The organism is Mesorhizobium caraganae (assembly GCF_016836705.1).
In the GTDB taxonomy this organism is placed as follows: domain Bacteria; phylum Pseudomonadota; class Alphaproteobacteria; order Rhizobiales; family Rhizobiaceae; genus Mesorhizobium; species Mesorhizobium caraganae.
In genome coordinates, this window is record NZ_JAFCGY010000015.1 from 1 (window position 1) to 25,476 (window position 25,476).

The following is a 25,476-nucleotide window of genomic DNA, read 5'->3' on the forward strand; positions in this document are numbered from 1 at the left end:
CTCGAACCTCTCGCAGGATAGACATAATCAACGGCACCGCGGCCTCCTCTGTAGCGAGAAAGCCTCTCAAGAATCCCTCTTTTCCTACTTGGCAAGAGCCAATCAACTTATCTGCGATTCCCCTGCCCTCGAGGGGGAGATCGCTGTCACTCGCCCGCCCCAGCTCAGTTCCTTAGCGCCTGCGCGGGCGATTGGCGGTAGGCGAGGATCGATGGCACCACCGCCGCCACGCCCGCCACGACAAGCAGGAGCAGCGCCGAGCGCATATCCTCGATGCGGAATGCTACGGGCATGGAAAAACCGCTCGCCTCGGCCATCGTATGAGCGATGGCTCGGGCGGCCAGATAGCCGAAGAGGAAACCGAGCAGGACACCGGCGCCGACGATGACGAAGGTTTCCACCCAGACGATCCCGAACACCACCGCGCGCGGCGCTCCGAAGGCGCGTAGGGCGCCGATCTGGTGCCTTCGCTGCAGGACATGGACGATGACGACCAGAAGGATTGCCGCCGCGACGAGGAACTGCGCGCCGGCCGCCACCACGGAAAGGATGCGCCTTGCGTCGCCGAGGGTTCCGTAAAGCCGGGTCAGCACTTCTCCGGGAAAGACCGCCAGCGTGCGGTCGCTGCGGTATTGCTGGCGCAGCTTGTAGGCGTCGGCGATGGTGTGCGGTTTTACCAGGACAGCCGGCAGGCCGGGCGCCGCGGGATCGAGAACGGCATCGGGGTTGATCGGCGCTTCGAAACCGTGCGGCTCGGCGCCGCCTTTTGCGTCAACCTGCTCGACCAGTGCGGCAATTCCGGCTCGTCCGTTCTCGTGCTTGTGAACATGCCACACCGCCTCGATCGGCACGATGATCGCCCGGTCCCAGGCTGTGCCAGTGGGGCTGAGGCGCCCGACAATCGTATAGGTGAAATCATTGTGGATCTCGGTCGCCGCATGCTGCTGGCCGTGCGCGGGGTGAAAGCGGGCGCCGACGCTTTTGGGCACGGCGGCGCCGACCAGCGCATCGCCAAGCAGCGCAAATGTGCGGCCTTCGGAGACGCCGCCCAGTCCGTCGACCAGCGCTTGCGTGGTTCCAACGATCGGAAAGTTGTCGACAAAATCGCCAAAACCGACCGGTGCCGCCCAGGCCACCCGCTTGTCCCTGATGAGCCCGGAGAGCACATCGCCCGGCATCAGCGACAGCGGCGCCGCCTGCAGAAACACCGAGGACAGCACCAACTGGGTTTCGCTGCCCGGAGCGCCGATCACGAGGTCGAACGCATCAGCGGCTTGCGCGCTGCCCAGCCGCAGCGCCCGCTCGCTGAGCGTCACCGCAACCCCGAGTGCGGTCGCAAGCGCGATAAGCAGCGCCACGGCGGCCACGCCGATCCAGTGGCGCCTCAGATCCGCGGCGATGAAGCGGAGCATCGGCTATTCCCTTTCCAGCTCAAAACGCTTCACCGCGCATTTCCTCAGATGTCGCCGTGTCGCGCGCCACCTGACCGGCCTCCAGGCGGATGATCCGATCCAGCCTTTCGATCAGCCGTTTCTCGTGGCTGGCGACGATGAGGGTGGTTCCCGCCTCGCCGGCCAATTGCAAGAGCAGGTTCGCCACGGCAATTCCGGCATCGGCATCGAGGCTGGCGGTCGGCTCGTCGGCAACGACAATGGCCGGTCTCGTCACCAGCGCCCTGGCAACGGCGACCCGCTGCATCTGTCCGCGCGACATGGTTTCGACCGGCTGTCCCGGACGCGAGATTTCGACCCGTTCCAGCAGCCGCAGTCCCTCCGCCTTCAGTTCGGCCACCGGGCGGACCCTCGACAACCGGCCGGGCAGCAGCACGTTTTCCAGCGCCGACAGGCCGGGGCAGAGATAAAACTCCTGCATGACCAGGCCGACATGGGCGGAACGCCAGCGGTCGCGCCTGGCTTCGGAGAGGCTGGAAAGCTCGGTATCGCTCCAGCGCACCGATCCTTGCCGTATCCTTTCCAGCCCCGTCACGATGTTGATGAACGTTGTCTTGCCCGATCCCGACGGCCCGGTCACGGCGACTTTCTCGCCGGCCGCGATCTCCAGCGCAGGCACGGCGAGCGCGGGCTTCTCGAGGTCACGGAAGGAAACCCGCAAATCCCGCACGGACAGGCCGAGCATGATGGCTACGCCGCCCGGTAGAAATGCGCGTCGACGATGCGCAGAAGGCTGACGAAGCCGGTTTCCGGATCGGTCCACGAGCCGACTTCCAGCCTGCCTGCCACTTCGATGAGAGCGTTCGCCTGTTCGAAGGTTTGCGCCTGGTCGAGATAGATGACGACGATGTTGTCGGGCCAGTCGGCGTCGGACGAGCAGAACGGACACAGCGCCATCGGAATCTCGGTCAGGACGAAGAATTTCGCCTCGGCCTTGAGCGGCGGCGCCATGAAGCCCTGCATGGTGACGTCCTGGCCGGCAAGCGTCTTGACCTTGTCGGAGAAGCTCATGCCGAGCACGCCGATCTTGCCATAGAGGTCATCGAAAGTGAGCGGTGCGGGCGCAGCCGACGCGCTGCGCAAAGCCTGGGAAAGACAGACCGTGGCCGAACCGAGCAGCATGCCGCGACGGGTGATCGGTCTGCACTCCATGATTGCCATTCCCTTGTCGACCGGCGCGGGCGCCGTCAGCGCCCGAACCATCGTCCCTGGCCGCTCCATCCGCAAGCACCGGATGGAGCGGCCGGGATAATCATAGACTGTGGGGCTCAGTTCGTCGCCGGCGCCAGTCCCAGTGCATCGGCGAGGACCTTGTAGACGTCGCTTTCCTCCATGTAGCCCTTGAAGCCTTCCGCACCCGGGCCGGTGGCCTGCAGCACGACGTCGTCGACGGCATGGACCGCTGTATCGGCCGACTTCGGCAGATTGCCTATGCGCAGCACGGCGCCGGGCACGTCCTTGTACTTCTCGTTGGCGACATACTGCTTGCTCTCGTTCTGCACCGCCGGCACGAACGGGCCGTCGAGCTTCGGACGGAACGTCTCGTAATAGTCGGGGAAGCTGGCGCCGAAGATCGCCAGACGACGCGAGACATCGACGCTGTCGGGATAGCCGTCGCTGTTCTTGTCCTCGTAGTTCGGGAAGCCGGCGTCGGCATAGACACCGACCTTGTCGCGCATGTCCGGGCCTGGCTTGCTGTCGTCGATGGTGCCGACGATGGAGACGCTGTGGGTGTGGTCGCCGGTCATCACGATCATCGTGTCGGGATGGGTCTTGGCGAATTCCATCGCAACGCCGACCGCCTTGTCGAATTCGATGACCTCGACCATGGAGCGCTCCCAGTCCATTGGATGCGACATCTTGTCGACCGAGGCGCCTTCGACCATCAGGAAGAAGCCTTCGGGGTTCTTCGACAGTTCACCCAGCGCCACATTGGTCATTTCGACCAGGCCCGGCTGGTTGGGGAAGGTTTCCACGGTGCCCTTCTTGAGGAAGTCGCGATCAAGCGTGACGTCCATATTGCCGGTATGGAACAGGCCGAGGATCTTGCCGGTGTTGGTCTTGGCGGCGGCCTCGAGTTCGGTCTTGTCGATGGCAAGGGCGTAGCCGGCATCGCGGAATTTGGCGATGTAGTCGGTGTCGTCCTTGCGCTTGGAGCCGGCCGTGCTCTGCGGCAGGAAATAGGCGGAGCCGCCGCCGAGGATGATTTCGGGCTGGGTCTGGAGGAACATGCCGACGATATCGGCCTTGTCGCCGCGGCTGCGGGTATGGGAGACGACGGCTGCCGGCGTGGCGTCCTCGATCTCGGCCGTCGAGACGACGCCGATCGACTTCTTGCCGGTACGCCGCAGAGCCTCGGCGATGGTCTCGACCTTCGGGTCATCCTGGCTGGGCTTGGTGCGGTCGGCATAGACGCCGAGCGCGTTCACCGCCGTCTTGTGGCCGGTCATATAGGCCGACATGGTGTTGGCGCTGTCGGTGGCGATCGCGTTGGTCGACGACGTGCCGATAAAGGCCATATGGTCGAGATCGTCCATGTTGAGCCGGCCGTTCGCCTTGCCTTCGGTCATGCCCTTGGACATGATCCGCGCACCGGTGCGATGCGCAACGGAGAGGCCGTCGCCAAGCAGGAAGATGACATTCTTGGCACGCGGGGTCGCCGAGGTTCCGAACACCTCCCATTTGACGGACTTGGTCTCGTCGCCAGCCTTGGCTTCGATCTCATAGGTGCCGGGCTGGGCGATGCTGGCGGCGCGGATCAAAATGGCGGAGGCATCGACCCCGTCTTCCTTCTCCACGAACTCGACCTTCTTGCCGAGAACCTCCTCGGCCGGCTTGCCGTTGATCGTCACCGTGACCTGGTCGGGGGTGACGACCTTGTCGAATTCGACCTTCAGGTCGAAAGGAGACTGGGCGAGGATCGTGGCGCGGTCGAGAGGATAGATCGTGGCTGCACCAGCAGCGCTGGCAAGACTTGTCGTAACGGCAAGCGCGATGAGGGGGCGAAGCATAAGTGACCTCCAAAATTGACTTATAAAAGGCAGTTTTTGGTAGTCGTTGCCGATGTCCGTTATATGACAAAGCTTCGCCCAGGCCGCTCACATTTCTGCGTCATCCTAAGCCGGTTGAGAGTCAGGATTGAACGAAGCTGCCGATGGGCGCATCGCTGGCCTGCCGGCCATATTTCTGTGTGGGGAATATGCGACCCAATCAGGATCCTCACTGCGGCGCACCGGCAAACAGTATCTCGCCGTCGCCTGTCGCCGGCCAGTCCCTGATGGTGCGGTCGTCGCCGCCGGTCAGCAGCGTTCCGTCGGGCGCGAAGGCGACGGCGTAGATCGGGCCGGTGCGGCTGTCGAACATGGCGATCTGGTTGCCGGTGTCGACGTTCCACAGCCGCGCCGTGCCGTCGAGCGAGCCGGAGGCCAGTCGCTTGCCGTCGGCCGACAGCGCCAGCGTGTAGACTGTGCCTTCGTGGCCTTCGAAGCGGCGCAGTTCCCTAAACGTGTCGAGGTCCCAGAGCTTGATCGTGTAGTCGCCGCTGCCGGTGATGACGTGATGGCCGTCGGCGGTGAAGACGGCGCCGTAGGTGCCCTGCTCATGGCCGTGCCAGCTGCGCAATTGCTTGCCGCTTTCGACGTCCCAGAATTTCAGCGTGCCGTCGATGGAGCCGCTCAGCGCGCGTGTGCCGTCGGGCGAGATGGCGACAGTGCTTGTCGGCCAGTCGTGCCCGGTCATCACATGCAGTGCTGACTTGTTCACCAGGTCCCAGACAATGACATTGCCGGTGTCGTGGCCGCTGACGGCACGCTTTCCGTCCCGGCTGATCGCCAGCTTGCGCACACCGCCATTCTGCCCCGACGAGAACACATGCAGCACAGTGCCGTCGGCGAGCTTTCGAAGCACGACTTCGCCGTCATCGCCGGCGGTCAGCGCGGTGGCGCCGTCGGGCATGAACAGCGCCGTGCGCGCCATGTCCTTGTGTTCGCCGAGATTGCGGATCAGCCGCTTGCCGGCGATGTCCCAGAGCTTGATCATGCGATCGGTGCTGGCGCTCATGATGTCGCGGCCATCGGCTGACACGGCGAGCCAGACGACGGCGTCGCGGTGACCGTCGGGCTCGGTCGGCAGTGGTGGTTCCGCCGGCGGCAAGGGCGCGACCGTTTCCGGCGGTGTTGGAAGTTCGGCTTGTGGCGGTGTGGCTGGAGCCGGCGGCGGGGCAGCTTCCGGTGGCGGGGTTGCCGGAGCAAGTGCGACGTCAGGTGGCTGTGGCGGCGCAGGCGGCGCCGGCTCTGGCGGGTTGGTTGCCTGCACGGGCGGAGTTGGCTCAGGCGGGATAGCGACCGGCGGCGAACTCGGCGGAGTTGGCGGCGCCGCCAGGTCCGGCGGAACACCGGCGATATCCTGACCCTTCGGCTCGGCCTTGGGTTTGTTTGGGACAGCTACCTCCGCACCCGGGCCGGCACCGCGCCACGGACCGAAGTGGTCGGCCAGCAGCGCCAGAACGACAATCGCAGGCAGAACCAGGAAGGCTTGCCGCAGCCTCGGTCTGCCGGGATTTTGTGCCTCCGCCGCCCGACCGAACAGCGGTGTTCCGGACAGCTGGTTCGGCCGTCCCGGCAACAGCCCGGCAAAGAACAACAGCGCGCCGATCACGCAGACCACGCCTGCCACGAAAAGGGCCACAGAGCGCATGGACGCGAAGGATGTCGCGATGCTTGCGTCGCCCTGCGCCAGACGCAGCATGGCGAAGCAACCGACGCCGATAACCAGCAAGACCAGCGCGAGCAGCCTGTCGGCACCCCTGTTCATTGGCTCTCTTCCCCAGGCCGCGTGCTGTGCGGCCGCCCTGTCACGAAACTAGCAACGAAACGCGTAACGCAAAATGCCAAGTATGAAAGTGGCTGACATCACGCTACTACTTCAATTCCACCCATACCGGCGCGTGGTCGCTGGCGCCGTCTTGCCCGCGAACATCGCGATCGATGCCGGCAGCAGTGAGGCGGCGCGCCAGTTTCTTCGACAGCAAAATGTGGTCGAGCCTCAAGCCGGCGTCACGCGGCCAGCGGTTGCGGCGGTAGTCCCAGAATGTGTAGAGCGTCTCCTTGGGATGTTTCTTGCGCAACGCATCCGTCCAGCCCTGGTCGAGCAACCGCTGGAACGACGCGCGGCTTTCCGGCTGCACCAGCGCGTTGTCGTCATAGGAGCGGGTGGCGTAGATGTCGCGCGGCTCGGGCACGATGTTGTAGTCGCCGACCAGCGCCACCGGCAGGCCGGTGTCGAACAGCTGTTCGGCATGTGCCTCCAGCCTTTCATGCCAGGCCAGCTTGTACTGGAATTTCGGCCCCGGCTGCGGGTTGCCGTTGGGCGCATAAAGGCAGGCGATGACGACACCATTGACGGCCGCCTCGATGTAGCGGCTCTGCCTGTCGGCGTCATCGCCGGGCAGCGCGTCCGCGGTCAGCACCGGCTCGGATCCTCGCGCGAGTATGGCGACGCCGTTCCAGGTCGGCTCGCCCTTCCACACCGCGCCATAGCCGGCGTCTGCCAGCGCCGTGCGCGGAAACTGCGTGTCGCGCGCCTTCAGCTCTTGCAGGCAGACGACATCGGGTTTGGCTGACGCCAGCCATGCCAGCAGGTTTTGCAGCCGGCTGTTGATGTTGTTGATGTTGAAGGAGGCCAGTTTCATTTGGCGATCAGAAGACGATCCGCCTCGCCCACGCCTTCACCGTCTCGGCCAGCGTCTTCAGATGATCCGCCGTTGAGAAGCCGGAAATCGCCTTGCGCGGCTTCAGATCGTGGTCGCCGTCCTCCAGCCAGATCACTTCGATTGCGTGGGAAAGGCCGTAGGTCGCGACCTCTTCCTTCGCTCCGAACTCGTCACGCGTGCCCTGGAAGATCAGCGTCGGCGTCTTGAGAGCGGCGAGATGTTTGGTCCTGAGTTGCTCCGGCTTGGCCGGCGGATGGAAGGGATAGCCGAGGCAGACGAGGCCTGAAATCTCGCCTTTGGCAAACATCTCGTCGGCGACCATCGAGGCGACGCGCCCGCCCATCGACTTGCCGCCGATGATGAGCTTCCCCGTGACGCCCCTGGCTCTCAGATCGGCGATTGCCTTGATGTATTCCGGGTTCACCGTCTCGGCGCGTGGCGGCGGCTTGCGCTGGCCATAGCGGCGCGCCGCCATATAGTGAAATTCGAAACGCGCGACCTGGAAGTCGGCTGCGGCCAGCGCCTTGGCGGTGGCGGTCATCGAAGGGGAATCCATCGACGCACCGGCGCCGTGAGCGAGCAGGATGGTGGCGGGAGCGGTGTCGAAGCCGTCGAAGAGGAAGGTGGTCATGGGGTCTCCGGCGTGGGCGACCCCTTCTCCCCTTGTGGGGGAAGGTGGCCGAGCGAAGCTCGGACGGATGAGGGGTGCTCCAGCTTGGCGGCAACGCTCATCGAAACATAGGTAAGCAACAAGATCACTGGCGCGTCATTCCTTCCAACACCCCTCATCCGTCTCGGCGCTGCGCGCCGATCCACCTTCTCCCACAAGGGGAGAAGGCAAGGCCCTTACCCCGCCGTCCGTGCCAGCTGCAGATCCACGAACTGTATCCCCTTTTGCGCCGTGCGGGCCCATTCGCTTTCCGCATCGAGTTCGAGGTAGCGCACCCAGTACCGCCGCGCCTCTGCCAGATTGCCGGCGTCGAATTCAAGCCGCGCCAGATTGAACACCGGATCGGCATAGCTCTTGTCGAGCGCGATCGCCTTCTGCAAATGCCGGCGCGCCGATGCTACCTTGCCCTGATCGCTCATCAGCCCGGCGAGGTTGAACCACGCCTCGACGAAAGCCGGGTCGAGCTTTATCGCCCTTGCATAGTCATGAGCGGCCTCGCTGGCACGGCCGGCGCCGCGCAGGCAGTTGGCGCGGTTGAAGGCGGCGATGGCGTCGCTCGGATCGATGCTGAGGCAGCGCTGGTAAAGGGTCGCGGCCTGCTCGTGGTCGCCCTGTTCTTCCGCGCTTTCAGCCTCGGCGAACAAATCCTCCAGCGTATCGTCGCCGGCTGCACTGCCGAGATCGAACAGCAGCTGGCCGTCGAGTTCGCTTTGGCCGCCTTCGAGATAGATCGCATCGGGCCGGCCATGTTGCGAGCCGACATTGAGCGACTTGGCGGTGAGCGAGGCGACCGGGCCGGAGCGGTGCACGGAGCGCGCAATCGCGCCCCACGACGCGCCGCCGGCGACCAGCCCGGCATATTTGCGGGCGAGGATCAGGTCGCGGAAGGAATAGGGTTCGCCATCATGCTCGAAAGCGTCGAACAGGCTGAGCAGGTCGAGATCGGCGCCCGACAGTTTCGACTGGTCGATGAGCGACTGCCTGGACAGCGACGACGCCTCCGGCGCCTTCATCAGGCCGAGCAGGCGCAGAAAGCCGTTCTCGCTGAGGAGTGTGCGGCCGGCGGCGCGTTCGGCCGCGACACGGCGCTCGATTTCGGTATCGCCACCCTTTGCCATACCCGCCTTGGCGAGCAGCGTGCGCCCGAACACGATATGGCTGGTGCGCCTAGTGACGCCGCGCCGCAACTGGCCGTGCCGACGTTCGAACTCGCGCGCGGCCAGCCGCAACGGAAACGCCGCCAGGGCGCCGATGCTGCCGAAAACGGCGCCGGGGATTATACCGGTAGGCGCCGTCACCCTTTGCTCTTGCCGACGGCCTTGAGCAGGTTGGCCTTCAATGGGTTTTCCTTGGCTGCGCCGGCCTTACCCTTGGCGGCTGGCTTTTCAGCCTCGTCAGCCTTGCTCTTCGACTTGGCGGGCGGCTTGGCGGACTGCGAGAGGCTCGCCTTCAGCGCATCCATCAGATTGATGACATTGCCGCGTTCGGGAGCCGCCGCGATGATCGGCTTGTGACCTTTGAGCTTCTCGCGGATCATCTGCATCAGCGCGACCTCGTAGCGGTCCTCATAGTTCTTCGGGTCGAAGGTGGTTTCTTTCTGCTTGATCAGCGCTTCGGCCAATTGCAGCATTTCGGGGTCGGGCTTGCCGGCCGGGATGTTGCCGAAATATTCAGCGGTACCACGCACTTCGTTCGGGTTCCTCAAGGTGCACACGAACATGCCGTTTTCGCGCGCGCCGATCGTCACCACGCGCTCGCGGCTGGACAGGACCAGGCGGGCAATCGCCAGCTTGCCGGACTTGCGCATGGCTTCGCGCAGCACGGCGAAGGTCTCTTCCGCCATGGCGCCGTCCGGCGCCATGTAATAGGGCGCGTCCTGATAGATGACGTCGACCTCGTCTTCGTCGACGAAAGCCTCGATGTTCATCGTGTGGTTGGATTCTATGCGCACCGCTTCGAGGTCGGCATCATCGATGATGATGTACTGCTTGTCCTCGTACTCGTAGCCCTTGACCAGATCCGAACGCTCTACCAAGCCCAACTCAGGGTCGACAGGCTTCATGTTGATGCGGTTGTGGGTCTTCTTGTGCAGCTGATTGAACGTGATGCGCTCGCTGGTCGTCGTTGCCGGATAGAGTCGGACCGGACAGCTGACGAGGCTGAGCTTGAGGTAACCTTTCCAACTTGCCCTGGGCGCCATGAACTCTCTCCTACGCGGCCACGCACTGACATTTTGCTTGAGCACGATCTATCCGAAAACCGGTTCCCACTTTTCGGGATCATGCTCTGTGCAGCGCTTTTCGTCCGTAGGACGATTGGCGCCGAGGAAATCCTACACCAGCCCCAAACATACCGGCAAATTCCTGACGAAACCTTCCAGGCGGGTTGGAGGGGCGCTTAAGGCAGAATAATTCAAATTGTCGGAAGCGTCGATGACTTGTCCTCTCCCCGTTTCACGGCGGCGAGGAACCTAGATTTTGAAAGCCGGCAAATCCCTCGCGAAATCCTCCATGTCCGCCCAGGGGTCGCCCGACGTCGCCAACAGCCCCGGCAGCGAGGAGTAGTTCAGATCCTGCGGCGCATCGATCGTCTCCAGGTCGCTCCAGCTCACCGGCGTCGAGGCCGGCAGGTTGGTGCGGGCGCGCAGCGAATAGGGGGCTGCGGAGGTGTGGCCGCGCGCGTTGCGGTGGTAGTCGATGAAGATGCGGCGCTTGCGGTTTTCCTTGCCCATGGTGGTGGTGAATGTGTCGGGCGCGGTGGCCGCCAGATGGGTGGAGATGGCGCTGGTCGCCTGATGCAGCTTCTTCCAGTTCTGCTTTTGCGTGACCGGCACCGTTATGTGGATGCCGCTGCCGCCTGATGTCTTGGCGAACGGCACAAGACCGAGCTCTTCCAACTGGCCCTTGATGTGGACGGCGGCCTCGACCACTTCGCGCCAGGCAATGCCCTCGCCCGGATCGAGGTCGAAGACGATCAGGTCGGGCTTGTCGAGGCTGGTGCGGTGCGTGCCCCAGGTGTGGAACTCAACGACGCCGAACTGCGCCAGCGCCAGATAGCCCTTGGCGCCCTCGACCGACAGGAAGGATTTGGTCTCGCCTTCGGAATTGACAGTATCGAACGTCACCACCGAGGGTGGCATTCCGGTGAAGGCGTGACGCTGGAAGAAGCAGTCCTTCGGCAGGCCGGTCGGGCAGCGCACCAGCGACACCGGGCGACCCATAATGTGCGGCAGCATGAAATCGCCGACCAGCGCGTAATAGACGGCGATGTCGAGCTTGGTCGGTCCGGTCTTGCCGAACAGCCGGCGCTCCGGATTGGTCACCCAGATGGTGGCGAGATCGGCCTCGGCGATCAGCCGCTTGCGCTTGGGTGAGACCGGCGTCGACAGGCCGACATCGCGCAAGCCACGAAACACACCGTGGCGCAGAGAATTGTCCGCCGTGCGGTTGGCATAGTGGATGCGGGCCGACAGCAGCGGCCGCACCCATTTCATCTCGCGCATGATCTCACGTGGCACACCCTCGGGTGGCGTCGCGCCATCGCGCAGCGGCTCCAGCCGGGACAGCAATTCGTCTGCGGTTGCAGCATCGAAGCCGGTGCCGACCTTGCCGCGATAGTGCAATTCGCCATCCTCGAATTCGGCCATGCCGAGCGCGGCCAGCCCTTCGGCCGCGTCGGAGATGGTATAGCCGGCGATGACGAAATCGCCCTTCTGCAGCGCCTTGACCTTGGTCCAGCTCTTGGTGCGGCCGCTCTGGTAGGTCGCGTTGGCGCGCTTGGAGACGATACCTTCCAGCCCGTGTTCTGTCGCCTGGTCGTAAAGCCCCTGCCCGTCGCCCTCGACATGATCGCTCAGCTGGATGGCGGAGTTGGCGCCCATCCCTGCGAGCAGCTCCGCGAGCAACGCCTTGCGCCTTGCGAGCGGTGCCTTGCGCAGATCCCAGCCGTCGAGATGCAGCAGGTCGAAGGCGTAGAAATGCAATTTGCTGCCCGCACCCGCCGACAGCGCATCCTGCAGCAGGGCGAAACGCGAAATGCCCTTCTCGTCCAGCACCATGATCTCGCCGTCGATGATTGCCTGGCTGAGCGGCAGGCGCGAGAAGGCTTGCGGCAGGTCGCCATAGCGTTTCGTCCAGTCGATGCCGCCGCGGGTGATCAGGCGCACCTCCCCATTGGTGACATGCGCCATGGTGCGATAGCCGTCGAATTTTATTTCGTGCAGCCAGAGTTCGCCCGTATCCTCCAACGGCCCGCCCGGTGGCTTCGGCACCTGGGTTGCGAGTTGCGGCTCGATGCGCGACGGCGGATCGCCTTTCACCGCGCCGGGCAGCGCGCCGGGTTTCAGCGAGCCGGGACTGGGCGGCAGCCGCGCCGGCTTTTTCGGCGGCGCCACCAGCTCCTCGATGCGCTTGCCGGATTTCACGCTTTCCGGCCGGGCTTCCAGGATATCGAGCTTGGTATCGGCGGCGAGGTCGCGCTCCTTGAACAGCAGCCAGTTCTTCTTGTTCTCGTCCTCGCCGGGCTTTGGCTTCAGCCGGGTCAGCATCCAGCCGCCGTTGAGTTTCTCGCCGGCCAGCCGGAACTTGAACGCGCCGGTGCGCAGGCTGTTCTCGACATCGTCCATCGGCGCCCAGGTGCCGGTGTCCCAGACGATCATCGGCCCGCCGCCATATTCGCCTTCGGGAATGACGCCTTCGAAGTCGATATATTCGAGCGGATGGTCCTCGGTCTCGACCGCGAGCCTTTTGTCGGCCGGGTTGAGCGAGGGCCCGCGCGGCACAGCCCAGCTTTTCAGCACGCCGCCGACCTGCAGGCGCAAATCGTAATGGTCGGCGGTGGCGTGATGCTTGTGGACGACGAAGCGGTTGCCATCGCCTGAAACCAGCCCGCCCGCCGGTTCCGGCGTTTTCGAAAATTCGCGCTTGGCGCGATAGGCTCTGAGCTTGGGCGGGGCGGTCATGTCCGCATGCTAGGCGGGATGCGGTCGGTGCTCAATCGATGGCAGCTCAATCGTCGGTGGCCGGCGTCAGGTCGAGCTCGGCCGGGGAAAGACCGCCCTGAAGCTGGCTCAGCCGGAACTCGTCGACCCAGTAGGCTTCGCCATCGACCAGCACGCGGGCAGAGTAGACGCCGCCGGAAAAGCTTTGCGCGGTGACATACACCTTGTGCCGATCGAGCGCCTTGCGCACGGCGGCGCGCTTGGAATTCTGGCTGGAAACAGGACTGACCATCCGACGCTCATACACAACAGCCGCAGGACATAACGGCTACCTAAGGATGCTGGAGATCAGGTGCTCTGTCAATTTTGACTGCTTGTCGGCGTCAGGCAGCCTTCCGCTGTATCAGACTGGCCAGAACGGTGCGCATTCGCGAATACGATGGGCCGCCGATTTTCACTTCCCAATCTGTGTTGCGTTTCCGAGGGTGCTTGACGCTCCGCAACGCTGCGCGGAATGTGTCCGGGTCAACACCTACAGTTCGAGCCATCTCTTCGGCGGTTGTGCGATTGGCGATCATGTCATCTCCTATGCTTTCCGTTACGCATATAGGGCTTTTGCACAACTCGACCAAGAAATTAGGGCGTTTGCTCTAGTTTCAACCTGAGACACTACCTCAATTCCGCCGCCAACTCGCGCCGCGCTCTCACCCTACTGCGATAGATCTTCGGCGCGCTGCCGGTGATACGCTTGAAGGCGGCGGCAGCCAGTTCGCTGAGTTGCCAGACGCGGCCAGGCTCGCTGGCGTGAATGCCTATGCGATCGAGCTAGAAACCGCCGAGCGTCTCTGGAAGTTGGGCGAGCGGCTCCTATAACTCCATCTATCGTCCCGGAGATCACAGACAATGACCTTGAGAACCCGCAAACTCGGCAGCCAAGGGCTGCAGGTGTCCGCTATCGGCCTCGGCTGCATGGGCATGAGCCAATCCTACGGACCTGCCGACGAGGCGGAATCGATCGCCACCTTGCACCGCGCCATCGAACTCGGCTGCACCTTTCTCGACACGGCGGAGGTCTACGGCGCCTATGCCAATGAAGAATTGCTCGGGCGAGCGCTGAAGGGCCGGCGCGATGCGGTAACGCTTGCCACCAAATTCGGCTTCCGCATCGAAAACGGCAGACAGGTCGGCACCGAGCGCGACAGCCGGCCGGCGCATATCCGCGAGGCGCTGGAAGGCTCGCTGAAGCGGCTCGGCACCGACCATGTCGACCTCTACTACCAGCACCGCGTCGACCCTGCGGTACCGATGGAAGACGTCGCCGGCACGATCGGCCGGCTGGTTTCCGAGGGCAAGGTGCGCTTTTTCGGCCTGTCGGAGGCAGGTGCCGCCAACATCGGCCGCGCGCATGCCGTGCATCCGGTATCGGCGCTGCAGAGCGAATATTCGCTGTGGGAGCGCAATCTGGAGCCGGAGATCATCCCGCTGCTCAAGAAGCTCGGCATCGGCCTGGTGCCGTTCGCGCCGCTCGGCCGCGGCTTCCTCGCCGGCGACGTCAAGCGCGCCGAGGATTATCCGGAAGGCGATTTCCGCCGCGGCGACCCGCGCTACCAGGGTGCCAATTTCGACGCCAACGTCGCGGCGGCGGCCGCAGTGCAGGAGGTGGCCAGCACCAAGGGAGTAAAGCCTGCGCAGATCGCGCTGGCCTGGGTGCTGCAGAAGGGCAATGACTTCGGCATCGACATCGTGCCGATTCCCGGCACCAAACGGCGCAAGTATCTGGAGGAGAACGTCGCGGCGGCCGCGCTGAAACTCGACGCCGCCGAGATGGCCACCCTCGATGCAGCACTTGCGCCCGGCAAGGTCTCGGGCCCGCGCTATAATGAGCGGGTGATGACGACGATCGATCGCTAGAGCGATCTTCCCCCTCCCCCCTGTAGGAGAAAAGGACAGCCCCAGCCGTTCTTGCGAAATCGATTTACCTTGGCTAGCATCCCACCGTCGGCGCCGTGCGGAGGAGAACGTTGCGGCGGACCGGTTGGAGCGCCTCGCGTCCCTTTGGGCGTTCACAGGACACTCCATTTTTGGATTGACGCATGAACCGTCCCGAGCCGCTCCAGGCTTCGGCGCCCTGCGTCTATGTGTGGAGGATATCTGATGAACAGACGCGAATTCCTGCTGTCGACCGTGGCGACCGGCGCAATGGCGCTAGCCGCGTCCTCGGCCTTTGCCGCCGACAAATTGACCATATTGGGCTCGGTACCCAATCTCGGCTTCCCGTTCTTCGTCCACATGCTGAACGAGATCAAGGCGGAGGCGCAGGCGCAAGGCGTCAACCTGACCGAAAGCGATGGCCAGAACTCGGCGCCGAAGCAGACCGCCGATATCGAGGCCGCACTAGTGCAGAAGGTCAACGCCATCGTCATCTCGCCGCTTGACGTCAACGCGCTGGCGCCGGCGATCGAGGAAGCGGTCAAGGCCGGCGTTCCCGTGGTCACCATCGACCGCCGCGTCGACGGCGTCGAAGGCATTCTGGCCCATGTCGGCGCCGACAACGTCAAGGGCGGCGAGGCCGAAGCGCAGGCCATGGTGGCGGCGTTTCCGAACGGCGCCAAGCTGTTCCATCTGCAGGGCCAGCCGGGCGCCGGTCCGGCGATCGACCGCAACAAGGGCGTGCACAATGTGCTCGATCCGCTGAAGGACAAATACCAGATCATCTTCGAGCAGACCGCCAACTTCGCCCGCGCCGAGGCGCTGTCGGTGACCGAGGCCGGCCTTGCCGCCAACGGCAAGCCGGACGCCATTATCTGCGCCAATGACGACATGGCGCTCGGCGCGCTCGAGGCATGTGCCGCGCGCAACTTCAACGACGTCAAGATCTACGGCTTCGACGCGTTGCCGGAAGCGCTGGTCGCCGTGCGGGACGGCAAGCTCGCCGGCACGGTCGAGCAGTTCCCCGGCCAGCAGTCGCGCACCGCGGTGCAGATCGCGGTCGCCTTCGCCAGGGACAAGACCGAGCCGAAGGAGAAGCTGGTGCTGTTGACTCCGATCGTGATTGGCAAGGACAATCTCGACAAGGCCGAGAGGCTGAACGAGACGAAGTAGCTGATTGGCGAAGCCGGCGGGACAGCACCCCCCTCTGGCCTGCCGGCCATCTCCCCCCGCAAGGAGGGAGATCGGCCTTCATTTCGGCGTTCGCCAATTTCCAACGTTTGAGGAGTTGCGGGGCGCAGAAACTGCCAATCTCCCCCCTTGCGGGGAAGATGTCCGGCAGGACAGAGGGGGGTGTTCAAGCTCGGAGGCGGCATGAACTGCATCAAGGGAATAGAAATTGTCGACCGCTGAAGCCATCGCATCATCGCCCCCGCTCCTTTCCGTCGAAGGCGTCACCAAGCATTTTTCCGGCGTCACCGCGCTCAGCGACGTTTCGCTCGAGGTCCGGCCCGGCGAGATCCTCGGCCTGCTCGGCGAGAACGGCGCCGGCAAGTCGACACTGCTGAAAATCCTGTCCGGCGTGATGCCGCCGTCCAGCGGCCGCATCGTATTCGACGGCGCCGACTACGCCCCGTCCAGTCCACAGGATGCCAAGCGTCATGGCATCGTCACCATCTACCAGGAGCTAAGCCTGATCCCGACGCTGACGGTGGCGGAAAACATTTTCATCGGCCGCGCGCCGCTCGGGCCGCTCGGGCTGGTCAGCTGGCGCGGGATGGAGGACGCCTCGCGCGCGATTATCGCCCGCGTCGGCCTCGACATCGATCCGTCGACGCCGGTGTCGTCGTTGTCGGTGGCCGAACAGCAGTTGGTCGAGATCGCCCGGGCGCTGTCGTTGAAAAGCCGCCTCATCATCATGGACGAGCCGACCTCGGCGCTGACCGAAACCGAAGTGCAGAAGCTGATGTCGATCATGGACCGGCTGCGCAAGGACGGCGTCGCCATCATGTTCGTCACCCATCGGTTGGAAGAAGCGTCCGCCATCTGCGATCGCATGACGGTGCTGCGCGACGGCAGGCTGGCAGGCCATCTCGACCGCGACGGCCAGCCGATCCAGATCCCTAAGATCATCGAGAAGATGGTCGGCCGCGCGGCCTCCGAGCTTTATGCCCGGCCGACGCAACGCGACGTCGCCGGCGCGGTCAGGCTCTCGGTGCGCGGCTTGCGGACGGTGCGCGACCCACTGGCGCCGCATGCCATCGTGCTTGAAGGCGTCGACCTCGATTTGAAGGCCGGCGAAATTTTGGGTGTCGCCGGCCTCGTCGGTTCCGGCCGCACCGAGCTTGCCCGCGCCATCTTCGGTGCTGACCGTATCGCGGCGGGTATCATCACGCTCGATGGGAAGCCGATCGCGCCGGCTTCGCCCGCCGACGCCATCAAGCTCGGCATCGGCCTAGTGCCGGAGGACCGCAAGCACCAGGCGATTTTTGCAGCACTTGGCATCCTCAACAATTTCTCCATCGCCTCGCTCGGCCGCTACAGCAACGGCGCCGGCTTCATGGCCGAGCGGCGCGAGCGCGAGGCGCTGGCCGGCTACCGCAAGGCGCTGTCGATCCGCATGGCCTCGCCTGAGCAGGCAATCGAGGGCCTGTCCGGCGGCAACCAGCAGAAAGTCATCCTTGCCCGCTGGCTGGCGCGCGACCCGAAAGTGCTGATCGTCGACGAGCCGACGCGCGGCGTCGATGTCGGCGCCAAGGCCGAGGTGCACCAGATCCTGGTGCAATTGGCAGCCCGCGGCATCGCCATCATGATGATCTCGTCGGAACTGCCGGAGGTGCTGGCGGTGTCGGACCGGATCGTCACCATGCGGCGCGGCCGCATCACCGGCGAGATGCCGGGCATCGAGGCGACCGAGGAAAAACTGATGGAACTGATGGCGCTCGACCGCAAGCAGGAAGTGACGCAATGACCAGCACCACCGAACAGACTGAGCGCAGCGGCATCAATATCGCGCGGCTTCTGATGAGTTTTGGGCCGCTGATGTTCCTGGCGGTGCTGATCGTCATCTTCACCGTGCTGAAGCCAAGCTTCATCGACCCGATCAACCTGTTCAACATTCTGCGGCAGATCTCGATCACCGGGCTGATCGCGCTCGGCATGACCTTCGTCATCCTCACCGCCGGCATCGACCTCTCGGTCGGCTCGCTGCTCGCCTTCTGCGGCATGGTCGCGGCGGTGGTGGCCAAGGGCGGCACTGCCAACACGCTGTCGCTGTCGACCACGGGAACGCTAGGCTATGGCTGGTTCGCCGCCCTGCTCGCCGCCGTCATCGTCGGGGCGCTCGCCGGCGGTGTCCAGGGTTTTGCCATCACGCGGCTGAAGGTGCCGCCCTTCGTCGTCACGCTGGGCGGGCTTACCGTGTTTCGCGGCCTAACGCTGACCATCTCCAATGGCGGCCCGATCTCCGGCTTCGACGCCTCGATGCGCTGGTTCGGCACTGGGCTGATCGGCCCGGTGCCGGTGCCGGCGATCATCTTCGCAATTGCAGCGATCCTGTGCCACATCGTGCTGCGCTACACGCGCTATGGCCGCGCCGTCTATGCCGTCGGCGGCAATGCCGAGGCCGCACGCCTGTCGGGTCTGCGCGTCGACCGCATCCTGATCTCGGTCTATGTCATCGTCGGCTTCTTCGCCGGGCTGGCCGCCTTCGTTCTGTCGGCGCGGCTCAATTCCTCTGAAGCCGTCGCCGGTATCGGTTACGAACTGACGGTGATTTCCGCCGTCGTCATCGGCGGGACGTCGCTGTTCGGCGGCATCGGATCGGTCGGCGGCACGGTGGTGGGCGCGGCACTGATCGGCGTGCTGCAGAACGGGCTGCAGTTCAACAATGTCTCGTCCTACACGCAAAGCATCGTCATCGGCCTGATCCTGATCCTGGCCGTGGCCTTCGACCGCTGGCTGAAGTCGCGGGTGAGGCGGTAAGGGTTCGGCGATGGTTCAGATCAGGGCGATGACCGGGAAGGATGTAGCGGCGGTGTCACGGTTGTTGGGCGAATCCTGGCGACGCACCTATTCACCGATCATGGGGCCCGAGACCACCGCGCGGCTCTCGGACGACAAGCATGCGCCCGCGCGGCTGGCCGCTGAATTGCTGGATGACAACAAGATGTCCTTCGTGGCCGAACGGCCGGACGGTTCGATCGCCGGCTATGCGATGGCGGCGATGGACGATCGCGGCGACGTCCTGCTCGACCGGCTGCATATCGACAAGACCGAGTTCGGCAGCGGGCTCGCCACCGACCTGCTGCACGCAGTACTCGCCGCCCATGCCGGGATCCCTAGCATTGCGCTGGAAGTGATCGAAGGCAACGACCGGGCGATCGCCTTCTACCGCAAGCACGGATTTCAGGTGGTCGAGACGCGGGCGGCCGCGCATGGCGTGGGAGGCCACGCGTCGCTGATCATGCGCAGGCTGCTGTCGAGGGCTTAGAGGGAAAGGCAGGAGGGCAGTAGCTGCCCTACTGCCTGCCGTGTTCCGATACTACTCGAACCCAGGGGCCGCGCTCGCCAGTTGGTCCTCGTCCTCCGGCGGGTCGAGGATTTCGATCAGCCGCGCCACCCTGGCGCCCGGCAAGGGATGGCCCTCATTGACCAGCGCCTCGTCGGCGCCAATCCAGGCGAAGGCCTCGCGTAATTCGTCGAGACTGGCGCCAGTTAACGCGATGTCGGCGATAACGGTCTCGTCCACGGGCCCCAGAACCGAAATGATGTCGTTGCGTGTCATGGTCTCCTCCGTGCCCTATGTAAGCGTGCCGGTCCGACGCCGGGGAGCGCCCGGCCGGAGATCGGCGTAGGGGATAAAATCTGCCGCGGGATGGAATCTGGGTCTGGACTCCGAGCCGGCAACCTCCAGGTCGACATTTTCCAGTTTTCCGGGGTGCAGGGGAGATCGACAACGTCGACATCCCGGTCCCGCTCACGCGCCGGAATGCGGGTCGATGCTATAGGGATACACCGGATAGTCCGGACCGATGGCGTCCCGCACGCGATCGACCCAGGCCAGGAGCATCGGGTAGTCCGCGAGGGAGAAACCGCAATCTTCGGCCCTGTGGCTGTATGCGTAGACGGCGATATCGGCGATGGTCAGGTCGTTGCCGACGAGAAACTGAGTGGCGGCTAGGCTGCGCTCCAGCGCGGCAACCGTGCGCACGCCGGCCTCGCGCTTGCCGGCGACCATCGCCTGGTTGCGCTCGAGCCGGCCGGTCAATGTCCAGTAGCGCAGCGAGCCGATGACCGGCTCGACATTGTACTGTTCGAAAAACAGCCACTGCATGATCTTGGCGCGCCGATAGAAGTCTGCCGGCAGCAAGGGCGTCCCTTCGGCAACATAGGTCAGGATCGCATTGGACTCAGCGATCGCGCGCCCATCCTCGAGTTCGAGCACGGGGACGGCGCCAGCCGGATTGAGCTTCAGGAAAGCATCGGTGTGGCTCTCGCCCTCGAAGATCGAGACCATGCGGCTTTCGTAGGGAATCTTGAGCAGCCCGAGCACGACCCTGGCCTTCCAGCCGTTTTGCGACGGCAGATAATCATGAAGCGTGAGCATGGCGGTCCCTTTCGTGCAACCGGATTTGCATGCCGCCGCGGCGCACGCCACCCGATTCCTGCGTCAGCTCTATCCGAGTTTCGCCAGCTTGGCGGCCTGACGAATGGCCTCTGCGGCACCAGGATTGGTCACGGGGTAGCCGGCGATGAAGCGTTCGACCGAGAACTCTGGGTATTCGGCATGGAGCCGGCCCGCCAACCCGGCCGCCGCCGCGCCCTCGCCAACCACCGCATGCGCCAGCGCCAGGAACATGATCACATTGGGTGAATCCGGCGCGCCCCTGCGCAGCGATGCGATGGCCTCGCGATGCCTGCCGGCGGCGAACAGGACGCGGCCCTGCATGCCGAAATACCAGGACGGCGCCAGCGGGTTGAGGCGCATGGCGCGCTCGATGAGCGGCATCGCCTCGGCTGGATCGCCGGCGACCAGTGCCCTGCTGCCGCCGAGCAGCGCCAGCGTGTCGGCATGGTTGGCACCGTATTCGAAAGCGCGCTGGTACGCGCGCTCCGCCGCCTCCAAATCGCCCTGGCATCCCATGAGGTCGCCAAGGCACGCCTGGGCGCTGCAATCCCTCGGGTCGAGCCGGAGCGCATTTTCGACCGCCCCCCGCCACCTTTCGATCGCTCCTTTCAGATCGCCGCCGAAGCCGTGGCAGGACTGGATCGAATAGGCGTAAGCGAGCTCGATCCAGCCCCTGACCAGGCCGGGATCGAGCTCGAGCGCGTGTGACAGCAGCCGGATCGCCGCCGCATTGCCTTCGCGGCTGAAGGTGTTGTGCTGTTCGACGCCAAGCAGATAGAGGTCATAGGCGCGCAGGCTGGCGGGCGGCTTGCGGCGGATGGCGTTGCGGCCGACCGTGGCGATCGCTCCGCCGCATCCAGCCAGGACGTTGATTACGCTTTCGGTCAGGCTGTCCTGCAAGGTAAACACGTCCTCGAGCGAACGGTCGAAGCGATCGCTCCACAAGCTGACGCCGTTCAGCGCGTCGGCCAATTCGATCGTCAGCCGGACCCGCCGATCATCGGCCCGCAACTGGCCCGAGACGATATAGGTGACGCCCAGCGCCTTGCCGTCGGCGACGAAATCGGCGGGCCTGCTGCCTAGCGACTTCATGGTGTGGAACGCGATAACCGGCAGATCGGCGTAACGCGCGAGATCGATGCTGATGTCCGACGACAGGCCGTCAGCGAAGCGACGCCAGCGCTCCCCGGCATTCAGGCATTCGATCGGAAACAGGGCAAGCACCGGCGAGGCTTCGGCCAGCGATGGCGCCAGCGCGACGCGCGCAGCGCCATTGATGTGCGACGCAAGCGCGATCTTGTTGTTGACGCCGAGCTTCTCATAGATCGCGGCGAGATGGGTGCGGACCGTCGAAGGGGCGATGAAGAGCGTCTCGCCGATCTCGCGATAGGTCAGGCCCGAGGCAAATTTTTCCGCCACCGCACGCTCGCGGTCCGATAGCGCGTCAGCCGGTGAAGACGTCGCGATGCGGCTCATGAAGAAACTTCCTGCCATCTGATCGGCATGGTTTCAACTGTTGCCGACGCAAAATACTACAAATGCGGGAACCCAAACACCGCATCTGGCCGATGGCGCGATCGCCGTCTGAGGCCGAAGCTTCTCGCATGCCCTCCGAACAGGGCCATTCATGCCGAGGAGCAAAGCGATGAAAACCATGCTGACCACCGTATCCGAGCTTTACGATGCCGTGCAGCTCGACCTTCGCCAACCGCCGGCCAGCGCGACCAGCCGCTCTGAGCGCCAGGTAGGCCTGATCGGCCTGATTGCCACATGGTCCGAGCGTACCCTGTTTCGCGAGGAGCTGGCGCTGATGGCGAGGGACACGCCCGAACTGATCGACGACATCGGCCTGACCATGGAGCAGGTCGAGATCGAGCTTGCCAAGCCGTTCTGGCGGCGATGACATCTGGAGCAGACTTGCCCTATGAAGCGTGAGCATGGTCTTCCTTTCGCTGCGGTCGCCGCCTGCTTTGCATGTGGCCTAACAGCAGCCACCCGAATCCTGCGATATCAGCGCGGTGAAGAAATAAAATATACGCGTGTAAAGTTTCGTTGACTTCGCCATCGCTGCGATTTACCCCGGCAACAGGCTTGGACGGCCATGCCCACGGGCAGTCGGGTGGGATGAGGAGGAAGTGCAAGCATGAGCCTTTCGCGCCGCGAGATCGCCGCCGAGGCCACGGGGCCAACGATTGTGGCCGGCGAAATCCTGGTCGAGATCATGGCGACCGACCGGGGCATGGGTTTCCTCGAACCGCTGACACTTGTTGGCCCCTACCCGAGCGGCGCACCGGCGATCTTCATTGACCAGGTGGCAAGGCTGGGCGGCGGCGCCGGGCTCATCGGCTGCGTCGGCCGCGACGATTTCGGAACGATCAATCTGGAGAGACTGAAGCGCGACGGCGTCGATGTTTCGGCCGTTGATGTCAGCGACCGCTACCCTACCGGAAGCGCGTTCGTGCGCTACCGGCGCGATGGTATCAGGGACTTTGTCTACAACATCGCCGAATCCGCCGCCGGGCAGATCCATCTCACCACCGCTGCACGCCTGTTGGCGGACCGGGCCGGGCATCTGCATGTCATGGGGTCCACTTTGTCCGTGGCCGGGCTGAAGGAGATCGTCGCCTATGCCTTGAAAGCGGTGCGCGCCCGCGGCGGCTCGACTTCTTTCGATCCGAATATGCGCAAGGAACTGATCGACGGTGCCGACGGCGAACAATTCGCAGCTCTGGTCGATGATGCCGACCTGCTGCTGCCGTCCGGCGACGAATTGCTGGCCGCGGCCGGCGTCGATGACCAGCATCAGGCGGTGACGGCGCTTTTTGCCAGAGGCGTCGGCGAGATCGTGCTGAAGCGCGGCGCCGACGGCTCGTCCTGGTTCGGCGCCGATGGTACCCGGATCGACTGCGCGGGTTTCCACGTCGAAGAGGTCGACCCGACCGGCGCCGGCGACTGTTTCGGCGCGACCTATCTGACCTGCCGCCGCCAGGGAATGGAGCCCGGCAAAGCGCTGTTCTATGCCAATGCCGCCGGGGCCCGCAACGTCACGCGGCGCGGCCCCATGGAAGGCACCGCCGGCTTCGATGTGCTTGACGATTTCATCGCCGGGACCGCGAGAGCGACATGAAGACCAACCCGCTTGCAGGTCTCGCCGCCGCGCGCAGAAACGGATCGCCCTACGGCATCACCTCGATCTGCTCGGCGCATCCGCTGGTGATCCAGACGGCGATCAGGCGCGCCGTCGCGGACAGGGAAGCCACCCTGCTGATCGAGGCAACCTGCAATCAGGTCAACCAGTTCGGCGGCTACACCGGGATGACGCCTGACCTGTTCATCGCCTTCGTGCTGGAGATCGCCAGCAGGGAGGGGCTGGACCCCTCGCGCATCATCTTTGGCGGTGACCATCTCGGGCCGAACCCGTGGCGTGCGGAGCCGGCGGCGCAAGCGATGAGCAAGGCCGAAGCCATGGTCACGGCTTACGTGCGGGCCGGCTTCAGCAAGATCCATCTCGACGCCTCGATGGGATGCGCCGGCGAGCCGGCGGCACTCGATGACGAGATCATCGCTATCAGGGCGGCGCGGTTGGCCAAGCCGGCTGAAAAGGCAGCGCTCGCGCGCGGTGGCGCATTGCCAGTCTACATTATCGGCACCGAGGTTCCCGCTCCGGGCGGCGTCGATCATGCGATCGGCGAGTTGAAGCCCACTGAAGCGGCAGCGGCGCGCCACACGATCGAGATTCATCGCGACATCTTTGCCCGCGAAGGCCTGACGGACGCCCTTGGCCGCGTTATCGCCGTGGTGGTACAGCCGGGCGTGGAATTCGGCAGCCAGAATGTCGTCGCCTATGCGCCGGAAAAATCGAAAGGCCTGACCGGATTGCTCGAGGAGCAACCCTCGCTCGTCTATGAGGCGCATTCCACCGACTATCAGAGCCGCGCGGCGCTGATCGCGCTTGTCGATAACGGCTTTCCCATTCTCAAGGTCGGCCCGGGCCTGACATTTGCCTTGCGCGAGGCATTTTATGGTCTCGACCTGATCGCCTCGGAGATGGTCGACGGCTATGGCGACAGGCCGCTCGCCCACACTATGGAGCAAGTGATGCTGGCCGCGCCGCGCCATTGGCACAGCCACTATCACGGCAGCGAAGCAGACCTCTATCTGCAGCGGCACTACAGCTACAGCGACCGAATTCGCTACTATTGGAGCAACCCCGCCGCCGTCGCCGCCGTCAGCCGGCTGCGCAAGGCACTGGACGGCGTCGCCATTCCCGAAACGCTGATGCGGCAGTTCCTGCCGACGCTGCCGGCCACGCTTGGTCCGGCTGGCAATCCCGAGGCGATTTTTCATGCGGCGGTCGGCCAGGTGCTGGCCGACTACGACGCCGCTTGCCGAGGCGGCAGCGATTAGCTGCTTTGTCAGCCGGCGCGCGCGATGCTAGAGCGAAGGGCATAAACCCTGGCAGCCCTTTGACATCAGCATGAAACCAGTCGTTTTGTTCGTACTACTGGCGGCTTCGCTGCTCGCCTCGCCCGCACGCGCGGACTGGAAGCCGGTCGAGAAGATCGAGACCTACGCCATATCGGGCCAGAGCGGCCCTCAACTCTACGCGTCGATCGGCGAAGCAGGCCCCTTGCTGGGCAAAGGCCGCGTCATTGCACACACCAATTTCAAGCTGACCTGGACCCGGGACTACAAGCCGCAAGGCGGCGCCTGCGTGCTCAAATCGGCGCGGCCGAAACTCATCATAACCTACACTTTGCCAAAGCCGGCCGCGCCCCTGTCTCCCGCCGTGCAGAAGAGCTGGGAGATTTTCGCCGCCGGGCTCGCCGCCCATGAAAAGGTGCATGGCGCAGCCATCGTCGAGATGGTGCGCAAGATCGAGGCAATCAGCGTCGGCATGACCGTCGCCGACGACCCCGGCTGCACAAAGATCAGGACCGAGTTGACCCGGCAGCTTGCCCAGATCTCACTGGCGCAGCGGCAGGCCAGCCGCGACTTCGACAAGGTCGAATTCGGTCCTGGTGGCAATTTGCAGAAGCTGGTGCTGGCTTTTGTGAATGGAGGGTAGTTTGCCGGAGCTGCCAGTCGCTGCGCCGAGCCTTCGAACGACAAGAGCACCGGCCGCGTGGCCGCTTTACAGGCAGGCTT

23 protein-coding genes are annotated in these 25,476 nt (G+C 64.4%); 9 read left to right on the forward strand and 14 right to left on the reverse strand.

Annotated elements, in window-relative coordinates:
- Positions 1 to 164 precede the first annotated feature (164 nt).
- The 11 genes from JQK88_RS22300 to JQK88_RS22350 form a co-directional block, all read right to left on the reverse strand.
- Positions 165 to 1,412 carry an FtsX-like permease family protein gene (locus JQK88_RS22300; protein WP_203279458.1) on the reverse strand — a complete coding sequence of 416 codons (1,248 nt, stop codon included), beginning with the start codon at positions 1,410 to 1,412 and terminating at the stop codon, positions 165 to 167.
- Positions 1,413 to 1,431: 19 nt separating this feature from the next.
- Complete coding sequence (locus JQK88_RS22305) at positions 1,432 to 2,136, reverse strand: ABC transporter ATP-binding protein (protein WP_203279459.1); 705 nt, start codon at positions 2,134 to 2,136, stop codon at positions 1,432 to 1,434.
- A gap of 5 nt (positions 2,137 to 2,141) precedes the next feature.
- Complete coding sequence (locus tag JQK88_RS22310; RefSeq protein WP_192249035.1) at positions 2,142 to 2,603, reverse strand: hypothetical protein; 462 nt, start codon at positions 2,601 to 2,603, stop codon at positions 2,142 to 2,144.
- A gap of 116 nt (positions 2,604 to 2,719) precedes the next feature.
- The gene (locus JQK88_RS22315; protein WP_203279460.1) at positions 2,720 to 4,462 is read right to left on the reverse strand and encodes an alkaline phosphatase; all 1,743 of its coding nucleotides are present in this window, start codon (positions 4,460 to 4,462) and stop codon (positions 2,720 to 2,722) included.
- 208 nt (positions 4,463 to 4,670) lie between these two features.
- Positions 4,671 to 6,263: a WD40 repeat domain-containing protein gene (locus JQK88_RS36985; protein WP_203279461.1), complete on the reverse strand. Its 1,593-nt coding sequence runs from the start codon at positions 6,261 to 6,263 to the stop codon at positions 4,671 to 4,673.
- 106 nt (positions 6,264 to 6,369) lie between these two features.
- A complete protein-coding gene (locus JQK88_RS22325; RefSeq protein WP_192249030.1) occupies positions 6,370 to 7,140 on the reverse strand; it encodes an exodeoxyribonuclease III in 771 nt (256 codons plus the stop codon).
- Positions 7,141 to 7,147: 7 nt separating this feature from the next.
- Complete coding sequence (locus tag JQK88_RS22330; RefSeq protein WP_192249029.1) at positions 7,148 to 7,792, reverse strand: alpha/beta hydrolase family protein; 645 nt, start codon at positions 7,790 to 7,792, stop codon at positions 7,148 to 7,150.
- 215 nt (positions 7,793 to 8,007) lie between these two features.
- Positions 8,008 to 9,129, reverse strand: a complete 1,122-nt coding sequence (locus tag JQK88_RS22335) for a tetratricopeptide repeat protein (protein WP_203279462.1) — start codon at positions 9,127 to 9,129, stop codon at positions 8,008 to 8,010.
- A complete protein-coding gene (ku, locus tag JQK88_RS22340; protein ID WP_192249027.1) occupies positions 9,126 to 10,031 on the reverse strand; it encodes a non-homologous end joining protein Ku in 906 nt (301 codons plus the stop codon). The genes JQK88_RS22335 and ku overlap by 4 nt, the downstream gene beginning before the upstream one ends.
- 270 nt (positions 10,032 to 10,301) lie before the next feature.
- Positions 10,302 to 12,791: a DNA ligase D gene (ligD, locus tag JQK88_RS22345; protein WP_192249026.1), complete on the reverse strand. Its 2,490-nt coding sequence runs from the start codon at positions 12,789 to 12,791 to the stop codon at positions 10,302 to 10,304.
- 46 nt (positions 12,792 to 12,837) lie between these two features.
- A complete protein-coding gene (locus JQK88_RS22350) occupies positions 12,838 to 13,062 on the reverse strand; it encodes a hypothetical protein (protein WP_192249025.1) in 225 nt (74 codons plus the stop codon).
- 611 nt (positions 13,063 to 13,673) lie between these two features.
- On the opposite strand from JQK88_RS22350, the gene JQK88_RS22355 reads away from it, so the two are divergent.
- From JQK88_RS22355 to JQK88_RS22375, 5 genes are all read left to right on the forward strand, one after another.
- Positions 13,674 to 14,681: an aldo/keto reductase gene (locus tag JQK88_RS22355; protein ID WP_192249024.1), complete on the forward strand. Its 1,008-nt coding sequence runs from the start codon at positions 13,674 to 13,676 to the stop codon at positions 14,679 to 14,681.
- A gap of 243 nt (positions 14,682 to 14,924) precedes the next feature.
- Positions 14,925 to 15,872 carry a substrate-binding domain-containing protein gene (locus JQK88_RS22360; protein WP_192249021.1) on the forward strand — a complete coding sequence of 316 codons (948 nt, stop codon included), beginning with the start codon at positions 14,925 to 14,927 and terminating at the stop codon, positions 15,870 to 15,872.
- Between the two features lie 226 nt (positions 15,873 to 16,098).
- Complete coding sequence (locus JQK88_RS22365; RefSeq protein ID WP_192249018.1) at positions 16,099 to 17,670, forward strand: sugar ABC transporter ATP-binding protein; 1,572 nt, start codon at positions 16,099 to 16,101, stop codon at positions 17,668 to 17,670.
- The gene (locus JQK88_RS22370; protein ID WP_192249015.1) at positions 17,667 to 18,683 is read left to right on the forward strand and encodes an ABC transporter permease; all 1,017 of its coding nucleotides are present in this window, start codon (positions 17,667 to 17,669) and stop codon (positions 18,681 to 18,683) included. Before JQK88_RS22365 ends, JQK88_RS22370 begins: the two co-directional genes overlap by 4 nt.
- Positions 18,684 to 18,693: 10 nt before the next feature.
- The gene (locus JQK88_RS22375; protein WP_192249012.1) at positions 18,694 to 19,191 is read left to right on the forward strand and encodes a GNAT family N-acetyltransferase; all 498 of its coding nucleotides are present in this window, start codon (positions 18,694 to 18,696) and stop codon (positions 19,189 to 19,191) included.
- A 51-nt stretch (positions 19,192 to 19,242) separates the two neighbouring features.
- Here the strand turns inward: JQK88_RS22375 and JQK88_RS22380 are convergent, their stop codons facing one another.
- The 3 genes from JQK88_RS22380 to JQK88_RS22390 all read right to left on the reverse strand — a co-directional run bounded on the left by JQK88_RS22380 (position 19,243) and on the right by JQK88_RS22390 (position 21,804).
- Positions 19,243 to 19,485 carry a hypothetical protein gene (locus tag JQK88_RS22380; protein ID WP_192249009.1) on the reverse strand — a complete coding sequence of 81 codons (243 nt, stop codon included), beginning with the start codon at positions 19,483 to 19,485 and terminating at the stop codon, positions 19,243 to 19,245.
- Between the two features lie 192 nt (positions 19,486 to 19,677).
- The gene (locus JQK88_RS22385) at positions 19,678 to 20,307 is read right to left on the reverse strand and encodes a glutathione S-transferase family protein (RefSeq protein ID WP_192249005.1); all 630 of its coding nucleotides are present in this window, start codon (positions 20,305 to 20,307) and stop codon (positions 19,678 to 19,680) included.
- Between the two features lie 69 nt (positions 20,308 to 20,376).
- Positions 20,377 to 21,804, reverse strand: coding sequence for a LuxR C-terminal-related transcriptional regulator (locus JQK88_RS22390; protein ID WP_192249002.1), 1,428 nt, complete (start codon positions 21,802 to 21,804; stop codon positions 20,377 to 20,379).
- A gap of 169 nt (positions 21,805 to 21,973) precedes the next feature.
- Here JQK88_RS22390 and JQK88_RS22395 point away from each other — a divergent pair, with 169 nt between their 5' ends.
- The 4 genes from JQK88_RS22395 to JQK88_RS22410 all read left to right on the forward strand — a co-directional run bounded on the left by JQK88_RS22395 (position 21,974) and on the right by JQK88_RS22410 (position 25,396).
- Positions 21,974 to 22,231 carry a DUF1127 domain-containing protein gene (locus JQK88_RS22395; RefSeq protein WP_192248999.1) on the forward strand — a complete coding sequence of 86 codons (258 nt, stop codon included), beginning with the start codon at positions 21,974 to 21,976 and terminating at the stop codon, positions 22,229 to 22,231.
- Positions 22,232 to 22,471: 240 nt separating this feature from the next.
- Positions 22,472 to 23,455, forward strand: a complete 984-nt coding sequence (locus tag JQK88_RS22400; protein WP_192248996.1) for a tagatose kinase — start codon at positions 22,472 to 22,474, stop codon at positions 23,453 to 23,455.
- Positions 23,452 to 24,735: a D-tagatose-bisphosphate aldolase, class II, non-catalytic subunit gene (locus tag JQK88_RS22405; RefSeq protein WP_192248993.1), complete on the forward strand. Its 1,284-nt coding sequence runs from the start codon at positions 23,452 to 23,454 to the stop codon at positions 24,733 to 24,735. The genes JQK88_RS22400 and JQK88_RS22405 overlap by 4 nt, the downstream gene beginning before the upstream one ends.
- Before the next feature lie 70 nt (positions 24,736 to 24,805).
- Positions 24,806 to 25,396, forward strand: a complete 591-nt coding sequence (locus tag JQK88_RS22410; protein WP_192248991.1) for a DUF922 domain-containing Zn-dependent protease — start codon at positions 24,806 to 24,808, stop codon at positions 25,394 to 25,396.
- Positions 25,397 to 25,476: the final 80 nt, after the last annotated feature.